Consider the following 20,468-nt stretch of genomic DNA (forward strand, 5'->3'; position numbering starts at 1 on the left):
TACTAACGCAGATTTTCAATAACTATTGCACTTGCGCCACCGCCACCATTGCAAATTCCAGCCACACCAATTTTACCATTGTTTTGTGCCAATACTGAAAGGAGGGTGACTACTATTCGAGCGCCAGAAGCACCTAGTGGATGCCCAATAGCCACTGCTCCGCCGTTTAGGTTAACTTGTTCGTTTTTAAGATTTAACTCTTGGTTATTAGCTAATGATACAACCGAAAATGCTTCATTAATCTCGAAATAATCCACATCCGCTATAGTTAAATTAGCCTTATTTAAAGCGAGGGGAATAGCTTTTGAGGGGGCTGTTGTGAACCACTCTGCCGCCTGTTGCGCATCAGCGTAAGCTAAAATTTTCGCTAAAGGTTTTAGACCCAGTTGACTGGCTCTTTCTGCACTCATAAGTACCAGCGCTGCTGCACCATCATTTAAGCTCGATGCATTCGCGGCTGTTACGGTTCCATCTTTTTTGAAAACAGGTTTTAAACCTGGTATTTTATCAAATTTCACCAAATTGGGCTCTTCGTCATTGCTGATTAAGGTTATTTCCCCCTTTCGGTCTTTTACTTCAATCGGTGCAATTTCATCAGTGAATTTACCTGAAGTCTGTGCAGCTTGCGCTCTTTTATATGATTCTATGGCGAAATTATCTTGGGCTTCCCGGCTAATATTACAGGTTTCGGCGCAAAGTTCTGCTGCCGACCCCATATGATAATCATTATACACGTCCCACAGGCCATCTTTTACCAGTCCATCCGTAATTTGTCCGTGGCCGAGGCGATAACCATTCCGTGCTTTATCTAAATAATAAGGAACATTGCTCATGCTTTCCATGCCGCCCGCTACCACAATTTCATTTTGCCCTAAAGCAATACTTTGCGCGGCAAGCATGATTGCTTTGGTGCCAGATGCACAAACCTTGTTAATCGTAGTGGTAGGTAAGTCGTGTAATCCGGCAAATTTTGCAGCCTGGGTTGCTGGGGCCTGGCCAAGGTTGGCCGATAATACATTACCCATATATACTTCCTGAACGCTTTCCGATTTTATTCCTGCTTTTTCAATTGCTGCCTTAATAGCAAAACCCCCTAGCTGGGTAGCTGAAAATGAGGCAAGTGACCCGCCAAAACTGCCAATAGGTGTTCTAACCGCAGCTATAATTACTACTTCTTTCATGTCTTTCTCTAATATTTGGTGGGGCAAATATAGTATTAATCACGCAATCCTAGTAATGCTACAATTCTTCAGTTTTATTGATCTTCGAAATTTTAGTCTTTTTTTGCCTCTTTATCGCTTCATTCAAAAGGAATTCTATTTGCCCGTTCGTGCTTCTAAACTCACTGCTTGCCCATCGCTCAATCTCTTTAAGAAGTGCTGGATTGATGCGTAGCACAAAGGCTTTTTTATCTTTCTCTGACATCGGTTTCAATGGCTCCTATGTTGTTGGTTCGTTTTAAATTAATTAAAAAGAGGTTAAGTTCATTTGCTTTTGCGGTGCTGAAGAGAATTTTTTTACGATTGGATAGTTCTAGTTGTAAACCTATATTTTCGTCATTAAAGATATAGGCCTTGTCATTAAATTTAAACCACAGGCGATGTTTTACACCCCAGCCGCCATACTCCCCCAGCGCATCGTATCTTCTGAGGTAGATCTTGTCGATGTCTGTCCAAGTGATCATCCTTTTTTTGGAGAATGGCCAATAGTGATAAATAACGCCAGCCGGGTTTATTATGAGTGTTAGAGAATTTTTGGTCACAAAATAAATTATAACAAACGGGAGTAGTAAAGCCCAGATAGGCGCAAAATAACTCTCTTTTAAGGTTTCTAAAGTTATTCCTCCCTTATCTAAAAATACAATACTTCCTATCACTATCGATTCAATAGCGAGGAGGATATATAGCCACCATAATTTAAGCTGTTGTTTTTCTTCGAATTCCATTTAGTTGTATAATGTGCCCGTGTTTACAACAGGCTGTACATTCCTGTCTCCGCATAATACAACCAGTAAATTACTTACCATTGCAGCTTTACGTTCTTCGTCTAAATCAACGATATTTTTTTCCGATAGACGTTCTAAAGCCATTTCTACCATGCCAACCGCTCCTTCAACAATTAGTTTACGTGCGGCAATAACTGCAGTTGCTTGTTGACGCTGTAGCATGGCGCTAGCAATTTCCTGTGCGTAAGCTAAGTGAGATATTCTGGCCTCAATTACGTCAATACCAGCTCTAGACAAACGTTCATTTAGTTCTTGTTCTAAAAGTACACTCACTTTATCGGCGCCGTCTTTTAAGGTAATTTCTGCGCTTTCATCTTCCATATGGTCGTATGCAAAACTGTTAGCTAAATGCCTTACCGCTGCCTCGCTTTGTATATTAACATACTGCAAATAATTCTCCACCGCAAACGTTGCCTTAGCGGTTTCGTTTACCTGCCAAACAATTACCGCAGCAATTTCAATAGGATTACCCATTTTGTCATTTACCTTTAATTGCTGCCCGTTTAAATTTCTAGCTCTTAATGATAGCTTTGTTTTGCTAGTAAAAGGGTTCACCCAATAAAAACCATCTGTTTTCACGGTGCCAACATATTGTCCAAATAAAGTCAGCACTTTCGATTCGTTTGGGTTTACAATGATTAACCCTGGCATAACGAGAACAAAATTCACCGTTAGCAAGACTCCTCCCAAAGCAAAGTTCTCGGAGGTGAAGCAAATAACGGCTATGCATAAAAGCACAAAGAACATGGCAGCTGCCAAATAACCAGATACTGGCTTTATAATTTTTTCCTGATACATAATTGATATTAATTTGATATCATAAATTAAGGAATAATAATTGAGATTTCCTAATTGATTCAGTAGCTAATTAGTTATTTAGCTAATTTTGATGAAATAATCTTATTTTTGAATTAAATCAATTTATAATCTTTTGGCTAAAATCAGAAAAAATCCTAAAGTACTTTATCGCAAGTATTCATCAAATATTAAGTATTTAATGATGATTGTTTGTGTGCTTGCTGTTACCCTTTTTTTACCCAAACAACCGCGATTTAGGTATGAATTTGAAAAGGGAAAGACTTGGTTAAACAAGGATTTAATTTCGCCTTTCAGCTTTGCTATTTTAAAAACTGATCCCCAGTTAACGACCGATAAAACTGAGGCTTTAGATAACATTTTACCTATTTATAAGTATAACAGCGAGGTTTTTGAGAGCCAAAATGAGGCTTTTTTGAATGAGTTTGATGTTAAATGGAAGTCGAATGACCTAGCAGAGACTGAAAAAGAGGGCACCAAGAAGCAGGCCCTTAACATGTTGCGGTCGGTTTATGAGAAGGGAATTATTGGCATAGTTGCCAAACATCAGAAAGGGCAGAAATATTATGACTTTTCGCTACTTAAGCAAAATGTTTCCAAAAAAAGCAGTTCTCAGGATGTTTATACTACTGAAAGTGCACTGAATTATTTTAAAAATAACTTTAAATCTACAAACCTTAAAGTCAAAGATGCCGTCATAGATTTAATAGAAAGTCATTTAAAGCCAAATCTTCTTTTTGATGAAAATCTTACGGCTATTGTGCAGCGGAATACACTCAATAGCTTATCTACTACAAAAGGCATGGTCCAGAAAGATGAACTGATTGTAGCTAAAGGAATGGTTATTAATGACGAAGTCTATCAAAAACTGCTTTCCTTTAAAGAAACCTATGAAGCTCAGACAAAAACTATCGGAGATAATAGGTTAGTTTACGTTGGGCAGGTGTTTCTTGTCGGTTTTATTATTACCTTGTTAATGGTATTTCTCTTTCTATTTAGGAAGGATATTTTTGGCGATAATAGGCAATTGTCGTTGCTTTTATTAGTGATCACATCGATGTTATTTGCCTTAACATGGGCTATCAAGGTTAATTTACCAAGTCTTTATTACATCCCTTTTTGTATTGTACCAATTATCATCCGGATCTTATTTGATACCCGTTTAGCGCTAAACCTCCATTTATTGGTAATCTTGATTGCTGGTTTTTTTGTACCTAATAGCTTCGAGTTTGTGTTTTACCAAACTACCGCTGGTATGGTAGCTATATACAGCATTAAGAATTTAATTAAGCGAGAACAACTACTCATTTCCGCATCTTTTATATTGGCTGCTTATTTTGTTTCGTTTGTTGGGATCGCATTGCTCAGGGAAGGATCTTTAAATCAGATTGAATGGGAGAGATTTTTGCCTTTTGTTTTTAGTGTTTTACTTTCTTTGTTGGCTTACCCATTAATTTACGGTTTTGAAAGGGTTTTTGGTATCACATCTGATGTTGCTTTAATTGAGCTCACCAACACTAATAATAAATTACTCCGTGAGTTAGCATTTAAGGCGCCAGGTACATTCCAGCATTCATTACAGGTGGCTAATTTGGCAGAGGCAGCAATTTTTAAAATTGGGGGTAATTCGTTATTGGTAAGGGCAGGGGCTTTATACCATGATATTGGTAAAATGGAAAACCCGCAATATTTCATAGAAAACCAGAATACTGCTGTAAGTCCGCACGACAAGCTGCCTTATGAACAAAGCGCTCAAATTATCATTAAGCATGTACATAAGGGCATTGAAATTACACGGCGCCATAAATTGCCAGAAAATGTTATTGATTTTATTAGAACACACCATGGCAATACAAGGGTTGATTATTTTTATCAGTCTTTTTTAAAGAATTCTCCAGAAAAGTTTGTTGATGAAAATATTTTCCGTTATCCAGGACCCATTCCATTTTCTAAGGAAACGGGTGTATTGATGTTGGCGGACTCGGTGGAAGCTGCGTCGAGAAGTTTGAAAAATCCCGATGCCCAGAGTATAAATGACCTTGTTGAAAGGATCATAAATTATAAATTGGATCAAGATCAATTAGATAATTGCGATTTAACGTTAAAAGATCTAGAAACTATAAAGCTGATTTTCAAGACGATGCTGATGAGTATTTATCATGTTCGAATAGATTATCAACAAACAACGTAATTTTTTTTTGCAAACTTAGATGAATTGCTATATTTGCATCCTCAAAAGGGACATTTTGAGAATTGGAGGGATGCCTGAGTGGCCGAAAGGAACAGTTTGCTAAACTGTCGTACTGGCAACGGTACCGAGGGTTCGAATCCCTCTTCCTCCGCTGCTTATAAAATCGAAAGGTTTTATAACATTTAAAAGATCGATACCAGTTCGGGGTGTAGCGTAGCCCGGTATCGCGCCTGCTTTGGGAGCAGGAGGTCGTAGGTTCGAATCCTGCCACCCCGACAAACGAAAGCCCCGATTTATCGGGGCTTTATTGTTTTCAGGAAGTGCCAAGCTCGCTTGAAGCACGAACTGTAAGCAACAAAGCAAGCTTCGACGAAGGAGAAGCGGGGGCTTGATTTTGCGCTAAATTCCCTCCCCAGGATCACCGAGCGTAGCGAAGGTAATCCTGCCACCCCGACCACATAGCGTGCAAACTCTATTAAAAACCCTCTAATTACATCAGTTAGAGGGTTTTTTCGTTTAAGTCATATCACGATAGAGTAACCAAAACCAAAGAAAATTACCCCTATTTAACACCCTGTTCTTTCTTCCTATACTTGTCTTAATATTTGAATTAAATCATCCATTTGATACACTTTGACTTGCACACCAGTTAAAACGGTAGAAAAGGGTAAGAAAAAAGAAAGGGATTTTATGAAAACGCAGCACACCTTCACAACATTATTTTTTCTGAAGAAGGACAAACAAACAAACGGCAACGCTCCCCTGTACGCCAAGATCACCGTCAATGGACAGTTCACCCATCTATCCGCAAAACGTCGGCTAGCCATTAGCGACTGGAACCAAAAGCAACAAAAAATCAGCGGAGACTCAGACCACCAAAATGACGTCCGTGAAAAAATGCGCACACTTTCCGGCGAGATCAATCAAGCCTACGACGAAATCCGCTACGCCAAACAGCCCCTTACCGCCGAAGCCATTAAAGCCAAGGTCGAAGGCACCGACGAGCAGCAGCACAGCTTAAAAGACCTGCTCGACTATCACAACCAAGAACTTGGCAAGCTCCTCTCGGAGGGCACCATGAAAAATTATTACACCTCCGAACGTTTCCTCTATGAATTCCTTCAAGCCAAGCGTAAAAAGAAAAACCTCATCCTGGCCCAGCTGGATTATAAGTTCATCACCGACTTCGGTCTGTTCCTCCGTCTGCGTACCCCTGACAAGGGGCAGCGTCCCTGTACCAACAATACGGTGATGAAGCATATGGAACGCTTGAAGAAACTCATCGGAATCGCAATCAAGAATAACTGGATGAGCCATGACCCTTTCGAGAATTTTAAAAGGCACATGGTCAAAAGGGACAGGGAGTCGCTAGACGAACAGGAACTGCAACGTTTTGCTAACGCCATTGTTTTTGCCCCTGGGCATCTTATCGTACAGGATATGTTTCTTTTTAGTTGTTATACGGGCTTAGGTTATGCGGAGGTCTGCCGTTTTAACTTGTCGCATTTGTCAAGGGATAAAGACGGGAATATGTGGCTGGAAATGACCAGGAAAAAAACGTTCAGTACCACCGAGCAGAAGTTTCAGGTGCTGCTTTTGCCAGAGGCGTTGGAGTTGATTGAAAAGTATCAGAACCATCCAGTGTCTCTTCAAGGGGGCGTGGTATTTCCGTTTTATTCCAATCAGGTGACTAATCGCTATATTAAGTTAATTGTGCAAGCCGCTAAGATTGAGAAGAAAGTAAGTTTTCATACGGCTAGGCATACGTTTGCGACGACCATTACTTTGGAGAATGGGATTTCTATAGAGAGCGTAGCGCATATGCTGGGGCATGCGAGTATTCGTACGACGCAGATTTATGCGAAGGTGAGAATGAAAAAGGTGGCGAACGAAATGTTGGCGTTGCAGAGTAAAATGCATCCAAGAGTTAAAATGGTGGGGTAACAGTGGATATCCGCTTTAAATATCTCATTTTTTAATCCAACAGGATACCATACTTTTCAGCTTGGTTAAGGCGTGAGGGATTGGCCTAGAGCTGGATTGCAGGCTAAGCTTGAAAAGTGGATTGGCGCTTATTGCGATTTGACATTCCAAAACCTATCCGCTCGCACTATAATTGGTAATCGCTTTTTTTGGTGATTACCGCAGAAGCGTTATGATTTTTCGGAATCAGAGATGATGGATTCCATCTGTACCATTGATGCGCAAAGTTCAGGATAAGAGTCTACAACAACAAGGGTGATGCGGCCATCGTCATTCGGTCCGATGCGTCGATCAAGGACGGCTACGTTTTGCGATCTAAGGTAAGAAAAGTGGGGAACCAGATCTCTCTGACGAACCTATATCCAATTAGGATAGCATGGAGGTTTTCACCGATTTTATATTTTTGTTTGATGAAGAAGGTTAGGCGATTATTTTAAACAATAGCGTTCGTGTTGGTTCGTCGATTACGATAAAGGCCTAGTTTTTTCAACCTAATCCACTGGGCTATGTTTTATAAACATTTATTATAGCCAGCGAGCCTTTCCTGGAATTTTAATTGGATTCCCTTCGGCCTGTTCCTAAAGAACAAAAATACATATCCCGAATGTAGAAAATGCCATCAAAAATGTCTGACCAAGGGGCAGGGTCTGCGACATGGCCCCTTCCTTTCATAAGAAAAGGAGTTTTCATATCAGGATTCTCTTTCCGGTACCTTTTGAAATCTACAAAGGCATAAGGAACTGTCACAGGGATCCAAGACTCAAAACTATTAACTTCTGGCGCCGGTACTGTATACTTTTTTTCAATGAGTACTCTACCTGCAGTGCCTGATCTAGAAGTAAAACCAAGGATATAAGACTGTTTGTCGAACTGTTTATCAGCTGTGAAAAAGTCGCCCATATTTTTCCAACTCCTTTGCAATCCTCTAATCTTAACAAGTCCCGGTTGTTTAAGGATGTGGGAATTGTGCGCCCAGACAATAACCTTCTCATTTGGAAATTTAAATTTTACTAGCCATTTTAAATTTTCAGCCATCTGCCTGTCTCTAATCTCCAGTTGATCAGGGCCATTACTTAAAAATGAAATTTCCTTTTCGGTAAGAGTCATTAAGCTTTTTAGTAAAATACTTTCGAACGCTGTAGAATCCCCGGGGGGCAATTCCACGTGAATTTGTGCTAGTGCTTTTTTGAAATTTCGTTGTTTTTCAATGTTTCTATTAAAGCTAATGGAATCGAGGAAGGAAAGGAAATCTATTATATATTTCTCAGTTTTTGTGAAGTTTATTTCTTTTCTTTTTAGATAATCATCCAGAAAAGGCCTCAAGTTCTTGGAACTATAACTTCCATGGACCTGATTGTCAAACCCTGAAAGGACAAGAGGCTTTTTGCTTGAAAAAGTACTGGGAATATAATTGAAAAGAAGATGTTCGCATTCTATGCATTTTGTCCAAATATTAAAAATATTTTCTGAGACGAATGGATCCATTTTATTCTTGTTTTTTTCCAGTTGATCCCAGCCTTGGTTTAAAGCAAAGAAATCACTTTCAAATGCCAAGACATTGAACCCCATTTTTTCATGTAGGTATTTGATCAATCTCGTTTTTGCCATAAAAGTTGGGGCATCTCCATGGTCCTGTTCACCTAACATGACAATTCTAGAATCTCCAATAGCTTTACCGATTTCTTCAAGCTCCGAAAAATCAGTGGAATCTGGCGAGATGGTTTGGATAGGTACAAGATTTTCTGTGACATATGATTTGATGTCTTTTTGTTTGCAAGAGCAAACCGCAATCAAGAGGGATAGGATCAACCATGAGTTTTTAAACATATTCGCGGATTTTAGTGATAAATCTATAAAATCATTTTGGTAGAGAATAATCTGGTAGCAAAATTGCTAAGTTCTGTGTACAGGGATTTGAAACTAGGTATTGTCCAACATTGCCAAAGAGTATATCTAAGTTTACTGCAGTAATTTTCATTATCTGGTTTTCGAATTTAACCAGCCAGGAAGTTTGAAATTATAAAAAGCAGTTTCCTTAGCTGAACTAGAGTTAGCTAAGCCCACCGTAAAGACCCGAAAAGAGATCTATTTTTTTAATACTGATGGATTTTATTACTCGTGCGTATTGTCTATAAGAGAATGAAGGCCTTCAACCATACAGGTAGATTTTTCGTTGGGAGAAACAACCATTTGTTGACTTCCTTATTGAATGTCAATAATTGTATATTAGTTTTGATTAAAATAGATTATGACTTTCATGAGTAAATACATTTTAACAATCGCTATTTTTCTATTTCAAAATGCTCATGCCCAAATCAACATAAACGGGGACTTTGAACAAATTAATACTTTAACTAAAGCTCCAACTGGCTGGGCTCTTTCCTCAAGTCAACCTCTAGGAAAAGCCTATAGTGTAAAAGTAGACAGCGTTGATGAATTACAAGGTAAATATAGTGTTTAGATAGAAAAGATCCACCTTGTAACTTCTAAGCTGTCTATCGTTAAGTTTAATATGAGAGAAGGATGAGTCGATTGAAATGGAAACATCTTTAACTTTGGCTTGTAACTCAACATAATTATTGTTCGAGCCACAACTGGAAAAATAGGACTAAAAATATTTTAACAAAACTTATTTTTAACATAACTTAATTAAAAAGCGTTTCATAAATTAAAACTCATGAAACGCTTGGGTAATATATACATAAACTACTCAATTTGGCACACGGCATAAATCTATGCCAAGCCTGTTAGGTATAACTAACATCGTCCTCCTTTATTACAAGGGTCCGATGGGTCAGGTTCTCCACAAATTACGCCCTAATATGTTGTGCCATTTATTACGAGGCTACACACGGGCTGTCGAAGTAATAAAATTGTTGTATTCATTTGTTTACAATCATTTTAGCCTATTTTAACTCCGTTTCAACTACACATTAAAAGGCCTCAAAAGGATTCGCAAAAAAGAGAAAATCATGAAAAACGCAGCTTTAACGCTTCGTTTTTTTTCCAAAGTGCCTTGGGTAATAGGAAACCGTAGTCATAAAATATTGTGTCAGCACATTTCTTGTGCCAACGGTAAAATTGGTCGAGCTTCCATCATTGATGATGCTGCTATTCTGACGCAGAAGATCCAAAGCAGAAAACTTTAGCTCAAGGTTATTTCCTTTTAAAAACCTAAAGTTCGCACTTGCATTCCATAATGTAAAATTAATGGCATCTGTATTTGTAGACGTATTGCGGTTAAAAGTAATATCACTATTCAGGGTTATTTTCTTAGTAACCCTATAACTAGAACTGAGGGTCGTTGCTGAAAGGACACCGTTAAACTTTGTGTTAAATGCCGCCTGTTTCAGGCTGTACATCGAATACGATTGAGCACCTTCAAGAGCAATCTTATCTTTATACGTAAAATTTGCATTTAGCTTGATGGTGGCATTCAGGTTATCTGAAAAAGTGTATGCTCCGTTCAGGTAGGCACCGTTTTTAGATTTACCAAACATTGTGGTTAAACCAATCTGGAATTCGGACGTTTTTAACTTCAATGCCTTGCGAATATTCGCATTAAAACTAAGATAATTATTGGCATGCGAATCATTTACCGGATAAATGTTCCTCCTATTGTCGTCACTTATTAAAACACTATCAATAATATTGTTATGTAGATAATTAAGATTGAAAGCAAAATTATAGTTAAGGGTGTTTTTTCCAGTCTGATCTTCGTGCCTGTAGCTAATTTGAATATTTCTATTTATAGAAGCGAGCAGCGCCAAATTTCCTTGTTGAATATTAGTTATTGATGTACTGTCTATCAATGGCGCAAGCTGCTGCAAAGTTGGGGTCTTTATGCTGGTGTTAAAACTCAGTTGATAATATTTAAAATATTTGCCCCACTGCCTGTTTGTATAATTAATTGATGCTTCAGGAGCAAACTGGCTGTACGATCTATTGATATTTTGAAAGGCTTTATCCGATCTGTTCTCCTGATAAATAAATAAATGCTTAGCCCCTAGCCTGAATGTCCAATCTTTGTTGAACCGATCTGACAAACTAGACTTAATCGATTTGCTTACTATTAATGCCGGTGCATCTTCCGTAGTGTTGGTCCTTACGTTATTCGTCAAGTATTGATTATGCTCATACATGGAAGTAGCAGGATTAAAGTCTTCAATTACATTTCCCTCCCTTTTATGGTTTAATTTTAAATCATTACTTAATGAAAAATCGAAGCCATAAAATTTGGTCCAGTCAAAAAATACCGTTTTCAAATCGTTAAGCGCAAAATTCAATACCTGATCTACATCTTTTAAGTCGGTATTATACTTTCTGTTAAAACGTTGAGTGGATAGGGGGTTGATGAACGACAAGAAGTCTGTTTGGTTTAATCGCTTTTCCTCCTTATTGTCGACACCCAAGGTGTAAGTGGTCGATAATCCTTTAAATTTCTTCCCCTGCTTTTGGCCCATCAGGTAGTTGATCGAAAGATTATAGCTGTTCCTATTTTCATCTATAGCATTGATGCCTGAGTATTCGCTTATTGCCAGGTCTTGCTCGTTACGTGAGCGGCTTAGTGTCTGGATATTATTTTGGCTTTTATCGTTAATAAAAGACTGGTTTACAGTTAATGCATGATTATTTTCAGTCCATTCATATTTCGAATCGACCTTATGCCCCAAGGTATTGGAGAAATTGTTGTTTATATTGTCGTCAATAATCTTGTCCAAATTTCCCCTAGCCGTAATGGTTTTGGCAGTAGAAGCATTTTCTGTATCCCTATCGCGAAAAAAGTAATTAACATTTAGCGTATTCCGCTCATAATATGTGGGCTTTTCAACAAAATTATAGGTAAAGGTGGTGCCTATCGCCTTTGACCGGGTAATTCCGCCCATGCTAAAATCAGGCCGATATTCGATAGCAGTACCAACCCCCTTAAAGGTACTATTGGTAAGTATGGTATTTACATTATTTGCCAATTTATTGATGTTATTTATAGCGGCTACAATCCCTAATTGCATTTTGGGGCTAAAAGCGTTTATGCTCATATCTGTTTCGTACCGGCCATCCGTACCTCTTCCCGCCCCTATTTTGCCGAAGTACCCAAATTCCTGTCCCTTTTTTAACTTAATATTCATATTAAGAGTCGAATCAAGCGTATTCGAAATAGCGGTCCTAAAAACCTGCACCTTATCAACCACATTCTTAGAAAGGTTCTGCGTGGCTACCTTAAAGTTGCCACCAAAAAAATCTTTTCCATTAACCGTTAACTTTTTTATTTCTCGTCCGTTTACGGTAATGGTGTTATCGCCCCATACTACAATATTGGGTATTTTCCTCAAAAGGTCCTCCACTACCGCATTACTATCCAATTTAAATGCCGCCGCATTAAATTCCAATGTATCTCCATTCATGCTAATGGGCGGAATAGAAATTACAACTTCTTTTAAGGAAGTGGTTCTTTCTATCATCACTAATGTTTTTAAATTTATTGCCTTTGTGTCTGCTGGAATTGAAAATTCTTTAATTAGCACATGGTAGCCCACATTGTTAACGATCAGTTTTAACGGACTATTTAAAGGTAGATTGGTAAAATTGAATTCACCGTAAGTATTAGTGATCTGATAGCTTAACAGCACACTATCTTGTGGACTAACCTTGTAAACAGATGCCGTGGCCGACTTAAGTACATAATTATTGGCTGTATCGCGCACTATTCCCTTTACCGAGCCCAATGCTTCCGTTTTTTGCTGTGAAAGAGCAACCTGCGTAGCAAATAATGTTAAAAATAGAAGGCATGCGCAAGCCCTCATCGATCAATCCTTTTTAGGTTTAAGCACCACAAGTACTCGATTATTTGTACTTTTATAGTTTTCGAAATACTTGGCCAGTGCGCTGTCGTATTTCACATTTTTATTAGGGTTTTGGTCTTTTAGCGCTTTCATGTCTAGGGTAGATATGCTTGTATACAGATAGTTATTCTTGAATAAATGGAAACCGCCAGACATGCTGAACTCAGGATTTAGCGCAATCGATGTTACTGGTAGGTAATAGGAAAGCGCATCAGGCTCTATATCTACCAATGCAACTAAACTGTTCGTCTTAAGATTGTATGCAAAATCCCTCTTTTCACCCCTTGTTGAAACCAAGCCTTTTGCACCAAAAAATAAATAATTCCCCGATTTGAAAGGGCTGCTTAGCCCTTGAAAAATCTTCCTGTTCTTATTCGTAAAATCTGACCGTTTAATATAATTATCATAATTGGTCGTAAAACCTTCCGGTAAAGAAAATTCGCTGGGGAAGATAAGCTTGTAATCCAATTTAACTCCCTTTGGGGAAATTGTGTAGATATTGTATTCATAAGGTCTCGTATAAAGCAGTTCATTTGGCGTGTTGGCATACTTTAAGATTGTTCGCAAATCAAATTGCTTAGAAATAAAATCCTTTTCGTGCGGAAATACCTTATAGAGTACCTTATCATCTTTTAACGCTGCAATTTCGTAGATTCTGTCATCAGAAATATATTCGTATTTCACTTCTATCTCCTCTGGTTTGAAGTAATATAAAATTTTTTCAAACTCATTCTGCTTTATGTCTTCTTTTTTTAACAATTTTCCAGTTAGATCATAGGTTAGCTCCGTAAGGCCGTTCTGTACAAAAAGTTTAGTCTCAAAAGGTTCGTCTATCAATCTATATTCAAAGTTATAGGGCTTCTTTTCCAGCTTGATTTTTGTTTTAAAACTTCCATCCAGGTTGAACAGTAATATGCAATGGGTATCCTGATCGGATATAATATAGTAGTTATTTGCAACTTCCAATCGAGATATTCTACCAAAAAGACTTTCGGGGGTAGTTTGGAGGGGAACAAATTTTACCTCATCAAAAAGTTGTGAAACTGTTAGCCCCCTGGTCTGTCTTGGATCTAACCTTAATGTTTGCGTTTTTGAAACATCAATATAATCTTCCTGGGCATTGGCTACAAAAAAGATTGTTGATAGTGTTAACAGTGTATAAAGTGCTTTTTTCATCTGTATATATTTTGCTTTTTATTATGATGAAGCTAATTAAATATTACTAAGATAATACATAATGCATCCAATTCCCTTCGACAGCGATAAATTAATTATATTCCTGATTCCACAACTTTTGAACTTGATCCGAATCAAACCTTTTTTAGTGATTATTAACTTTAAAGAAATATTTAAAGCTTTTTTTTGGTGGGTGTTTTGCGTCGATCCATTTTTTGGACGAAATAAAGACCTTGCCGAACGCATAAAAGCTAGCGAAGAGTTTACGGATCTTAATCTAATCGCATTTATTAAATCTTACAACGCCAGTAAACCTTAAATTTTTAAATCAACTTTCAAAGAACAATCGATGGGTACCTGTTAACAAATCTATCGAGATCAAGAGAATTATTAGCATTTTGGCACCGAATGTCATCGATTGTCACTAAATGTCAGCTGGAGCATGACACCGCTACTGACTCTCTTCGAAATTGCGAAATACCCGGCATAGTGTTTCTATACTTTTTGCATAGCTTTTCTATACCTACAGCTATACAATCACTATAGAAAAGGTATAGCGGAACTATAGGATAGGTATAGGATGGGTATAGAAATGATATGGCAATCCAGTAGTAATCCCGAAGCAATCCCATAGCAAAATGAACAAGCTAAATATAACTAATAGTTAAAAGAATAAAATATCATTTCGAGTCCTTCTCCGGCCTACTCATATCGAAACAATTCTGGCCGAAATGTTATTCCAGATAAATAAAAATGTAGTTTTGTTAAACTTGTCTTTAAGTGGGTTAAAATAGTTAATGAGTTATATGGCAACTTTATTTATAAAGAACATGGTCTGCAATCGCTGTATTATGGTGGTACAGCATGAAATGGATAAAAACGGAATCCAAATAAAAGATATAAAGCTGGGGGAGGTCACTTTAGAAAACGAATTGTCTGTTGAAAAGAAAAAGGCAATTGATAAGTCATTAACGCTATTGGGCTTCGAAATAATAGACGATAAAAAGAGCAGGATTATAGAGCAAATTAAAAATGTAATAATCGAGCAGGTTCATTATCACGACGATGATGCAAAAGTCAACTTATCTGAGGTATTAATTAGCAACCTTCATCATGATTACAATTATTTGTCTAATTTATTTTCGGAAGTCGAAGGTACTACGATTGAAAAATATTTTATAGCGCAAAAAATAGAAAAAGTAAAAGAACTATTAGTCTATGATGAACTCTCTTTGAGTGAAATTGCTTTTCAACTTAACTACTCAAGCGTTGCTTATTTAAGTAACCAGTTTAAAAAAGTCACCGGACTTACACCAAGTCACTTCAAGCAAATTAAGGATGATAAAAGGAAACCATTGGATGAAGTGTAAAAATTACAAATCAATTCCATAAAATTACAATAAGCGAGTTCTATTTAGTTGCCACCTTTGATTAATAAAATTAACTAGTATGGCAACAGAAAATAAAGAAGTCATTTATCTTCCTTTGGAAGATGTTGAAAGCGAACACTGTGCAATGATTGTAGATAAAGGATTAGCACAGGTTAATGGGGTTGAAACCCACAAAGTTGAGCTGAACAACCAAAGAGCAGCTATAACAGTATATGATAAAAAAGCACTGATTGAAGCTATTCGGAAAATTAAGGAATTAGGTTATGGCGTTACAACGGTAAATCAGTCATTCCCTGTTTTGAATATGACATGCGCCTCCTGTGCCGTAAGTGTCGAAAGCACTGCGCAATCTGTTCAAGGTGTTATAAGTGCGAACGTGAATTTTGCCACGGCTACGCTTTCAGTAGAATACCTGCCCAATATAACGAGCGCTTCTGTTTTACAAAAAGCGATACAAGGTGTGGGTTACGATTTGTTGATCGAAAATGAAGCTTCACAACAAGAAACGCTTGAAGCTCTCCACGAAAAGAAATGGAGCGCATTAAAGAACAAAACTATTTGGGCAATTGTATTGTCACTTCCCGTGGTTGTAATCGGAATGTTCTTTATGGATATACCCTATGCAAACGAAATCATGTGGCTGTTTACAACTCCTGTAGTGCTATGGATTGGTAAAGACTTTTTCGTGAATGCGTTCAAGCAGGCAAAGCATCGTTCCGCCAATATGGATACATTGGTAGCTTTAAGCACGGGGATTGCTTATATATTTAGCGTTTTTAATATGGTTTTCTCCGATTTCTGGCATGAAAGGGGATTACATGCACATGTATATTTCGAGGCCGCTGCAGTAGTAATAGCCTTCATTTTATTAGGTAAGTTATTAGAAGAAAAAGCCAAAGGAAATACCTCCTCAGCTATTAAAAAACTGATGGGATTACAGCCAAAAACAGTTTTGGTACTACAACCAGATGGAACCGAAAAGCAAACAGCCATTGAAGAAGTAAAGATTGATGACATAATCATCGTAAAGCCAGGAGAAAAAATTGCGGTAGACGGACTAGTACTTTCGGGCAATTCTTATGTGGATGAAAGTATGTTAAGTGGTGAACCGGTTCCTGTACTGAAAAAAGAAGATGATAAGGTTTTTTCCGGTACCATCAATCAAAAAGGAAGCTTTCACTTTAAAGCCGTTAAAGTAGGAAAAGATACCATGCTTGCCCAAATCATTAAAATGGTTCAGGATGCTCAAGGTAGTAAGGCCCCGGTTCAAAAATTGGTAGATAAGATTGCAGGGATTTTTGTGCCCGTTGTAATGGGTATTGCCTTGCTCGCCTTTATTTTATGGGTTATTCTTGGAGGGGAAAATGGAACGGTTCAAGGACTGTTGGCCGCTGTTACCGTACTGGTGATCGCTTGTCCCTGTGCATTAGGCTTAGCAACCCCTACGGCAATTATGGTCGGTGTAGGCAAAGGTGCAGAAAATGGTATTCTCATTAAGGATGCTGAGAGCCTGGAATTGGCAAAAAAAGTTGATGCCGTTGTATTAGACAAAACAGGAACAATTACACAGGGTAGGCCGGAAGTTCTAACCGTAAAGTGGCTCTTTGAAAATAATGAATTTAAACAAATTCTCTTTAGTATAGAAAAGCAATCCGAACATCCTTTAGCGGAAGCGGTAGTAAAATACTTAGATCAAGTAGAAAGCATAGCTATTACTTCTTTTGAAAGTATTACGGGTCAGGGAGCAAAAGCTACTTATCATAATGAAAACTATTTTGTGGGCAACAAAAAGCTATTAGTTGAAAACCAAATTGCGATCGAAGATGAATTAGTAAAACAAGCCGATGAGTGGACTCAACAGGCAAAAACCGTTATCTGGTTTGCAGATGGAAAAAAAGCCTTGGCAGTATTAGCTATTGCCGATAAAATAAAAGAAACATCGGTAGAAGCCATTAAGCAATTACACGAAATGGGAATTGAGCTATATATGCTTACCGGAGATAATGAAGCCTCAGCCAAATCCATCGCTCAACTAACAGGAATAGCGCACTATAAAGCTGAAGTATTGCCACAGCATAAAGCTGATTTTATAAAAGAGCTGCAGCGCAAAGGTAAGGTAGTGGCTATGGTTGGAGATGGAATTAACGACAGTACAGCGCTCGCCACTGCTGATGTTAGCATTGCCATGGGTAAAGGTAGCGATATTGCCATGGATGTAGCGAAGATGACCATTATTTCATCTGGCCTTACTAAAATTCCCCAGGCGATAAAACTCTCAAAGCAAACTGTAGCTACCATTAAACAGAATCTCTTCTGGGCGTTTATCTACAATCTTATCGGTATTCCTATTGCAGCTGGGATTCTTTACCCTGTAAACGGCTTCTTATTAAACCCAATGATCGCCGGAGCGGCAATGGCATTAAGTAGTGTAAGCGTTGTGAGTAATAGCCTGCTTTTGAAATGGAAGAAGTAAAACAGTAAATAATAAAAATTAATAAAAAGCAATCAAAATGAAAAATAACAATCAAAGTTTACAGTTCAAAACAAATATTAACTGTGGAGGTTGCATAGCCTCAGTGAAACCCCATTTAGATGATGCTGAAGGCATCTGCCATTGGGAAGTGGATACTGCCAATAAGGACAAAATACTTACAGTTAAATCTGATGGCATTACGCAACTGGAAGTTATGGACAAAGTAAGGAAAGCGGGTTTTAAAATTGAGCCGATAAACAGCTAGTAAGAAAAGGAGCCAGTCGGTTAAAAGAGTATCAATATTTTCATAAAACAATAAAAATGATTATACCCAAAAATATTTCGATAAGATTGCTACAAACAGTATTCGTGCTATTTTGTTCGCAAACCATTTTCGCACAAAAGATAGTGCGTTACGAATTATATGTAAAAGATACACTTGTGCACTATGGAGGTAAAGAAAAAAGAGCCATTGCTGTTAATGGGCAAATACCAATGCCTACGCTTACTTTTACAGAAGGTGATACTGCTGAGATTGTGGTACATAATCAATTAAAAGAGAGCACATCATTGCATTGGCACGGAGTGTTTTTACCAAATAAGGAAGACGGGGTGCCCTGGCTTACCCAAAAGCCTATTGCAGCAGGTACTACGTTTACTTATCGCTTTCCTATTATCCAACATGGAACGCACTGGTATCATTCCCATTCGGGCTTGCAGGAGCAGATTGGTATGTATGGCAATTTTGTGATGAACAAAAGAAATAGCGATAAAACCTTTCGGAAAGGGATAGATGATTTACCTACTGTACCAATTATTTTAAGCGAATGGACCAACCTTAATCCAAATAACATACACAGGATGTTGCATAATGCAAATGATTGGGCAGCAATCAAAAAAAATGCAACGCAGTCTTACGTAGAGGCTATTAAAGAGGGACATTTTAAAACCAAATTAACCAATGAGTGGAAACGGATGTTGGCAATGGACGTAAGCGATGTATATTATGACAAGATTTTAATTAATGGAAGTAACAGTACAGATTTAAAGGAGGTTGATGGGCGCAAACTAAAGGCCGGCGATAAAGTGAGACTTCGTATTTCAAATGGTGGTGCCTCTTCCTATTTTTGGTTGCGGTATGCAGGTGGAAAGATTACTGTGGTAGCGAATGATGGCAATGATGTGGAGCCTGTAGAGGTAGATCGATTAATTATCGCAGTTTCGGAAACATATGATATTGTTGTAACCATTCCCGATGAGGGGGTAGCCTATGAGTTTTTAGCGACAACAGAAGATAGGACACAATCTGCCAGTTATTTCGTTGGGAATGGCATCAAACAACTCATTTCTCCACTTCCACGCCTCAAATATTTTGAAGGAATGAAGATGATGAATGATATGATGAAGATGAATGGGGACCTGGACGATATGGGTATGAAAATGAGCTTAAATAAAATGGATATGAACGCAGTGATGTATCCTGAAATAACCGGAGAAGATAAGCCACAGTCAAACCATGCTGATCATAGCATGAATATGGACAATACAAAAGCTTTGGGCAATATTATTACGTTAAACTATGCGATGCTGAAGTCGCCATATAACACCTCACTTCCCAAAGATGCTCCGGTAAAAGAATTAAAATTTACCCTTACCGGAAATATGAACCGCTACGTTTGGAGCATGGATAATAAGGTGCTTGCTGAAACGGATAAAATCCCTGTTAAGAAGGGCGAAATCTTACGTATAACCATCTATAATAACTCTATGATGCGTCACCCGATGCACTTACATGGCTTCGATTTCAGGGTAATTAACGGTAAAGGTGAAAAATCTCCATTAAAAAATGTTTTGGATATCATGCCAATGGAAACGGATACCATCGAGTTTTTAGCAAACGAAGAAGGAGATTGGTTTTTCCACTGCCATATACTTTATCATATGATGTCGGGTATGAATAGGGTTTTTGCTGTTGGTGACTACCATAATCCCAACTTGCCCAACAAAAAACAAGCTTATAAAGCACTGCAAAGGGAAAGCAATATGCCTCACTTTATGGCCCAAAATGACTTTGCGACCAATGGTAACGATGGAGAAGCTATGTTTCAAAATGCAAGATGGTCATTAGGTACAGAGTGGCGTTTAGGCTATAGTGATATGCATGGTTATGAAGTGGAAACACATTTCGGAAGATACCTTGGTAAGATGCAATGGTTTATGCCCTTTGTTGGCTTTGATTGGCGTTACCGTAAAATGGGAATAGATGAGCATGGAACAAATTTGTTTGGGCAAAAAAATGAAAAGGATACCCGAAATGCCTTCAGTTTAGGTTTTATGTACACCTTGCCAATGTTGGTTAATTTTCAGGCTGAAGTATATCATGATGGTATAGTGCGCCTTTCTTTAATGCGTGAAGATATTCCAATTTCAAAAAGATTACGAGCAGGTTTTATGATCAATACGGACAAGGAATATATGACAGAACTAAAGTATGTTGTCAATAAAAATTTGGGTATTCGTACACACTATGACAGTGATATGGGCTTGGGTTTAGGGTTATCTCTCAATTATTAAATTATTCATTCGCTAA

General features: G+C 38.0%; 14 protein-coding genes and 2 tRNA genes. 9 read left to right on the forward strand and 7 right to left on the reverse strand.

Going from position 1 to position 20,468, the window contains the following annotated elements; all coding sequences use genetic code 11:
* Positions 1 to 2 precede the first annotated feature (2 nt).
* From BM207_RS04435 to BM207_RS04450, 4 genes are read right to left on the reverse strand one after another with little or no spacing between them, the layout of a single operon-like run.
* Positions 3 to 1,181, reverse strand: coding sequence for an acetyl-CoA C-acyltransferase (locus BM207_RS04435; protein ID WP_090992363.1), 1,179 nt, complete (start codon positions 1,179 to 1,181; stop codon positions 3 to 5).
* 58 nt (positions 1,182 to 1,239) lie between these two features.
* A complete protein-coding gene (locus BM207_RS04440) occupies positions 1,240 to 1,425 on the reverse strand; it encodes a type II toxin-antitoxin system antitoxin (protein WP_090992364.1) in 186 nt (61 codons plus the stop codon).
* Positions 1,409 to 1,945: a hypothetical protein gene (locus BM207_RS04445; RefSeq protein WP_090992365.1), complete on the reverse strand. Its 537-nt coding sequence runs from the start codon at positions 1,943 to 1,945 to the stop codon at positions 1,409 to 1,411. The genes BM207_RS04440 and BM207_RS04445 overlap by 17 nt, the downstream gene beginning before the upstream one ends.
* Positions 1,946 to 2,803: an SPFH domain-containing protein gene (locus BM207_RS04450; RefSeq protein ID WP_090992366.1), complete on the reverse strand. Its 858-nt coding sequence runs from the start codon at positions 2,801 to 2,803 to the stop codon at positions 1,946 to 1,948.
* 202 nt (positions 2,804 to 3,005) lie between these two features.
* On the opposite strand from BM207_RS04450, the gene BM207_RS04455 reads away from it, so the two are divergent.
* The 4 genes from BM207_RS04455 (at position 3,006) to BM207_RS04470 (ending at position 6,956) form a co-directional block, all read left to right on the forward strand.
* Positions 3,006 to 5,012, forward strand: coding sequence for an HD family phosphohydrolase (locus BM207_RS04455; RefSeq protein WP_090992512.1), 2,007 nt, complete (start codon positions 3,006 to 3,008; stop codon positions 5,010 to 5,012).
* A 64-nt stretch (positions 5,013 to 5,076) separates the two neighbouring features.
* Positions 5,077 to 5,163 (forward strand) — tRNA-Ser (locus BM207_RS04460).
* A 51-nt stretch (positions 5,164 to 5,214) separates the two neighbouring features.
* Positions 5,215 to 5,288, forward strand: a tRNA-Pro gene (locus BM207_RS04465).
* Between the two features lie 414 nt (positions 5,289 to 5,702).
* The gene (locus BM207_RS04470; RefSeq protein ID WP_090992513.1) at positions 5,703 to 6,956 is read left to right on the forward strand and encodes a site-specific integrase; all 1,254 of its coding nucleotides are present in this window, start codon (positions 5,703 to 5,705) and stop codon (positions 6,954 to 6,956) included.
* Positions 6,957 to 7,547: 591 nt separating this feature from the next.
* On the opposite strand, the gene BM207_RS04475 is transcribed toward BM207_RS04470, so the two are convergent.
* Positions 7,548 to 8,822 carry an erythromycin esterase family protein gene (locus tag BM207_RS04475; protein ID WP_090992367.1) on the reverse strand — a complete coding sequence of 425 codons (1,275 nt, stop codon included), beginning with the start codon at positions 8,820 to 8,822 and terminating at the stop codon, positions 7,548 to 7,550.
* Positions 8,823 to 9,252: 430 nt separating this feature from the next.
* Here BM207_RS04475 and BM207_RS04480 point away from each other — a divergent pair, with 430 nt between their 5' ends.
* Complete coding sequence (locus BM207_RS04480; RefSeq protein ID WP_090992368.1) at positions 9,253 to 9,456, forward strand: hypothetical protein; 204 nt, start codon at positions 9,253 to 9,255, stop codon at positions 9,454 to 9,456.
* 526 nt (positions 9,457 to 9,982) lie between these two features.
* Here BM207_RS04480 and BM207_RS04485 read toward each other — a convergent pair.
* A complete protein-coding gene (locus BM207_RS04485) occupies positions 9,983 to 12,799 on the reverse strand; it encodes a porin family protein (RefSeq protein ID WP_090992369.1) in 2,817 nt (938 codons plus the stop codon).
* 3 nt (positions 12,800 to 12,802) lie between these two features.
* Entirely contained in the window at positions 12,803 to 14,014 is a 1,212-nt protein-coding gene (locus BM207_RS04490) for a 6-bladed beta-propeller (protein WP_090992370.1), read from the reverse strand.
* A gap of 806 nt (positions 14,015 to 14,820) precedes the next feature.
* Here BM207_RS04490 and BM207_RS04500 point away from each other — a divergent pair.
* The 4 genes from BM207_RS04500 to BM207_RS04515 all read left to right on the forward strand — a co-directional run bounded on the left by BM207_RS04500 (position 14,821) and on the right by BM207_RS04515 (position 20,452).
* The gene (locus tag BM207_RS04500) at positions 14,821 to 15,384 is read left to right on the forward strand and encodes a helix-turn-helix domain-containing protein (RefSeq protein ID WP_090992514.1); all 564 of its coding nucleotides are present in this window, start codon (positions 14,821 to 14,823) and stop codon (positions 15,382 to 15,384) included.
* Positions 15,385 to 15,463: 79 nt separating this feature from the next.
* A complete protein-coding gene (locus BM207_RS04505) occupies positions 15,464 to 17,878 on the forward strand; it encodes a heavy metal translocating P-type ATPase (RefSeq protein ID WP_090992372.1) in 2,415 nt (804 codons plus the stop codon).
* Between the two features lie 37 nt (positions 17,879 to 17,915).
* On the forward strand, positions 17,916 to 18,143 hold the full coding sequence (locus BM207_RS04510) for a heavy-metal-associated domain-containing protein (protein WP_090992373.1): 228 nt from the start codon (positions 17,916 to 17,918) through the stop codon (positions 18,141 to 18,143).
* Between the two features lie 56 nt (positions 18,144 to 18,199).
* Positions 18,200 to 20,452 (forward strand): multicopper oxidase family protein, encoded by a 2,253-nt coding sequence (locus tag BM207_RS04515; RefSeq protein ID WP_090992374.1) that lies wholly within the window; start codon positions 18,200 to 18,202, stop codon positions 20,450 to 20,452.
* The last annotated feature ends 16 nt before the right edge of the window (positions 20,453 to 20,468 follow it).

This window comes from Pedobacter insulae, from assembly GCF_900113525.1.
In the GTDB taxonomy this organism is placed as follows: domain Bacteria; phylum Bacteroidota; class Bacteroidia; order Sphingobacteriales; family Sphingobacteriaceae; genus Pedobacter; species Pedobacter insulae.

What these genes read in the sequence shown, in the direction of transcription:
- BM207_RS04435 (WP_090992363.1), bottom strand. Translation starts at nt 1,181, where the DNA reads ATGAAAGAAGTAGTAATTATAGCTGCGGTTAGAACACCTATTGGCAGT.
- BM207_RS04500 (WP_090992514.1), top strand. Translation starts at nt 14,821, where the DNA reads ATGGCAACTTTATTTATAAAGAACATGGTCTGCAATCGCTGTATTATG.
- BM207_RS04450 (WP_090992366.1), bottom strand. Translation starts at nt 2,803, where the DNA reads ATGTATCAGGAAAAAATTATAAAGCCAGTATCTGGTTATTTGGCAGCT.
- BM207_RS04510 (WP_090992373.1), top strand. Translation starts at nt 17,916, where the DNA reads ATGAAAAATAACAATCAAAGTTTACAGTTCAAAACAAATATTAACTGT.
- BM207_RS04440 (WP_090992364.1), bottom strand. Translation starts at nt 1,425, where the DNA reads ATGTCAGAGAAAGATAAAAAAGCCTTTGTGCTACGCATCAATCCAGCA.
- BM207_RS04505 (WP_090992372.1), top strand. Translation starts at nt 15,464, where the DNA reads ATGGCAACAGAAAATAAAGAAGTCATTTATCTTCCTTTGGAAGATGTT.
- BM207_RS04475 (WP_090992367.1), bottom strand. Translation starts at nt 8,822, where the DNA reads ATGTTTAAAAACTCATGGTTGATCCTATCCCTCTTGATTGCGGTTTGC.
- BM207_RS04470 (WP_090992513.1), top strand. Translation starts at nt 5,703, where the DNA reads ATGAAAACGCAGCACACCTTCACAACATTATTTTTTCTGAAGAAGGAC.
- BM207_RS04490 (WP_090992370.1), bottom strand. Translation starts at nt 14,014, where the DNA reads ATGAAAAAAGCACTTTATACACTGTTAACACTATCAACAATCTTTTTT.
- BM207_RS04455 (WP_090992512.1), top strand. Translation starts at nt 3,006, where the DNA reads ATGATTGTTTGTGTGCTTGCTGTTACCCTTTTTTTACCCAAACAACCG.
- BM207_RS04445 (WP_090992365.1), bottom strand. Translation starts at nt 1,945, where the DNA reads ATGGAATTCGAAGAAAAACAACAGCTTAAATTATGGTGGCTATATATC.
- BM207_RS04480 (WP_090992368.1), top strand. Translation starts at nt 9,253, where the DNA reads ATGAGTAAATACATTTTAACAATCGCTATTTTTCTATTTCAAAATGCT.
- BM207_RS04485 (WP_090992369.1), bottom strand. Translation starts at nt 12,799, where the DNA reads ATGAGGGCTTGCGCATGCCTTCTATTTTTAACATTATTTGCTACGCAG.
- BM207_RS04515 (WP_090992374.1), top strand. Translation starts at nt 18,200, where the DNA reads ATGATTATACCCAAAAATATTTCGATAAGATTGCTACAAACAGTATTC.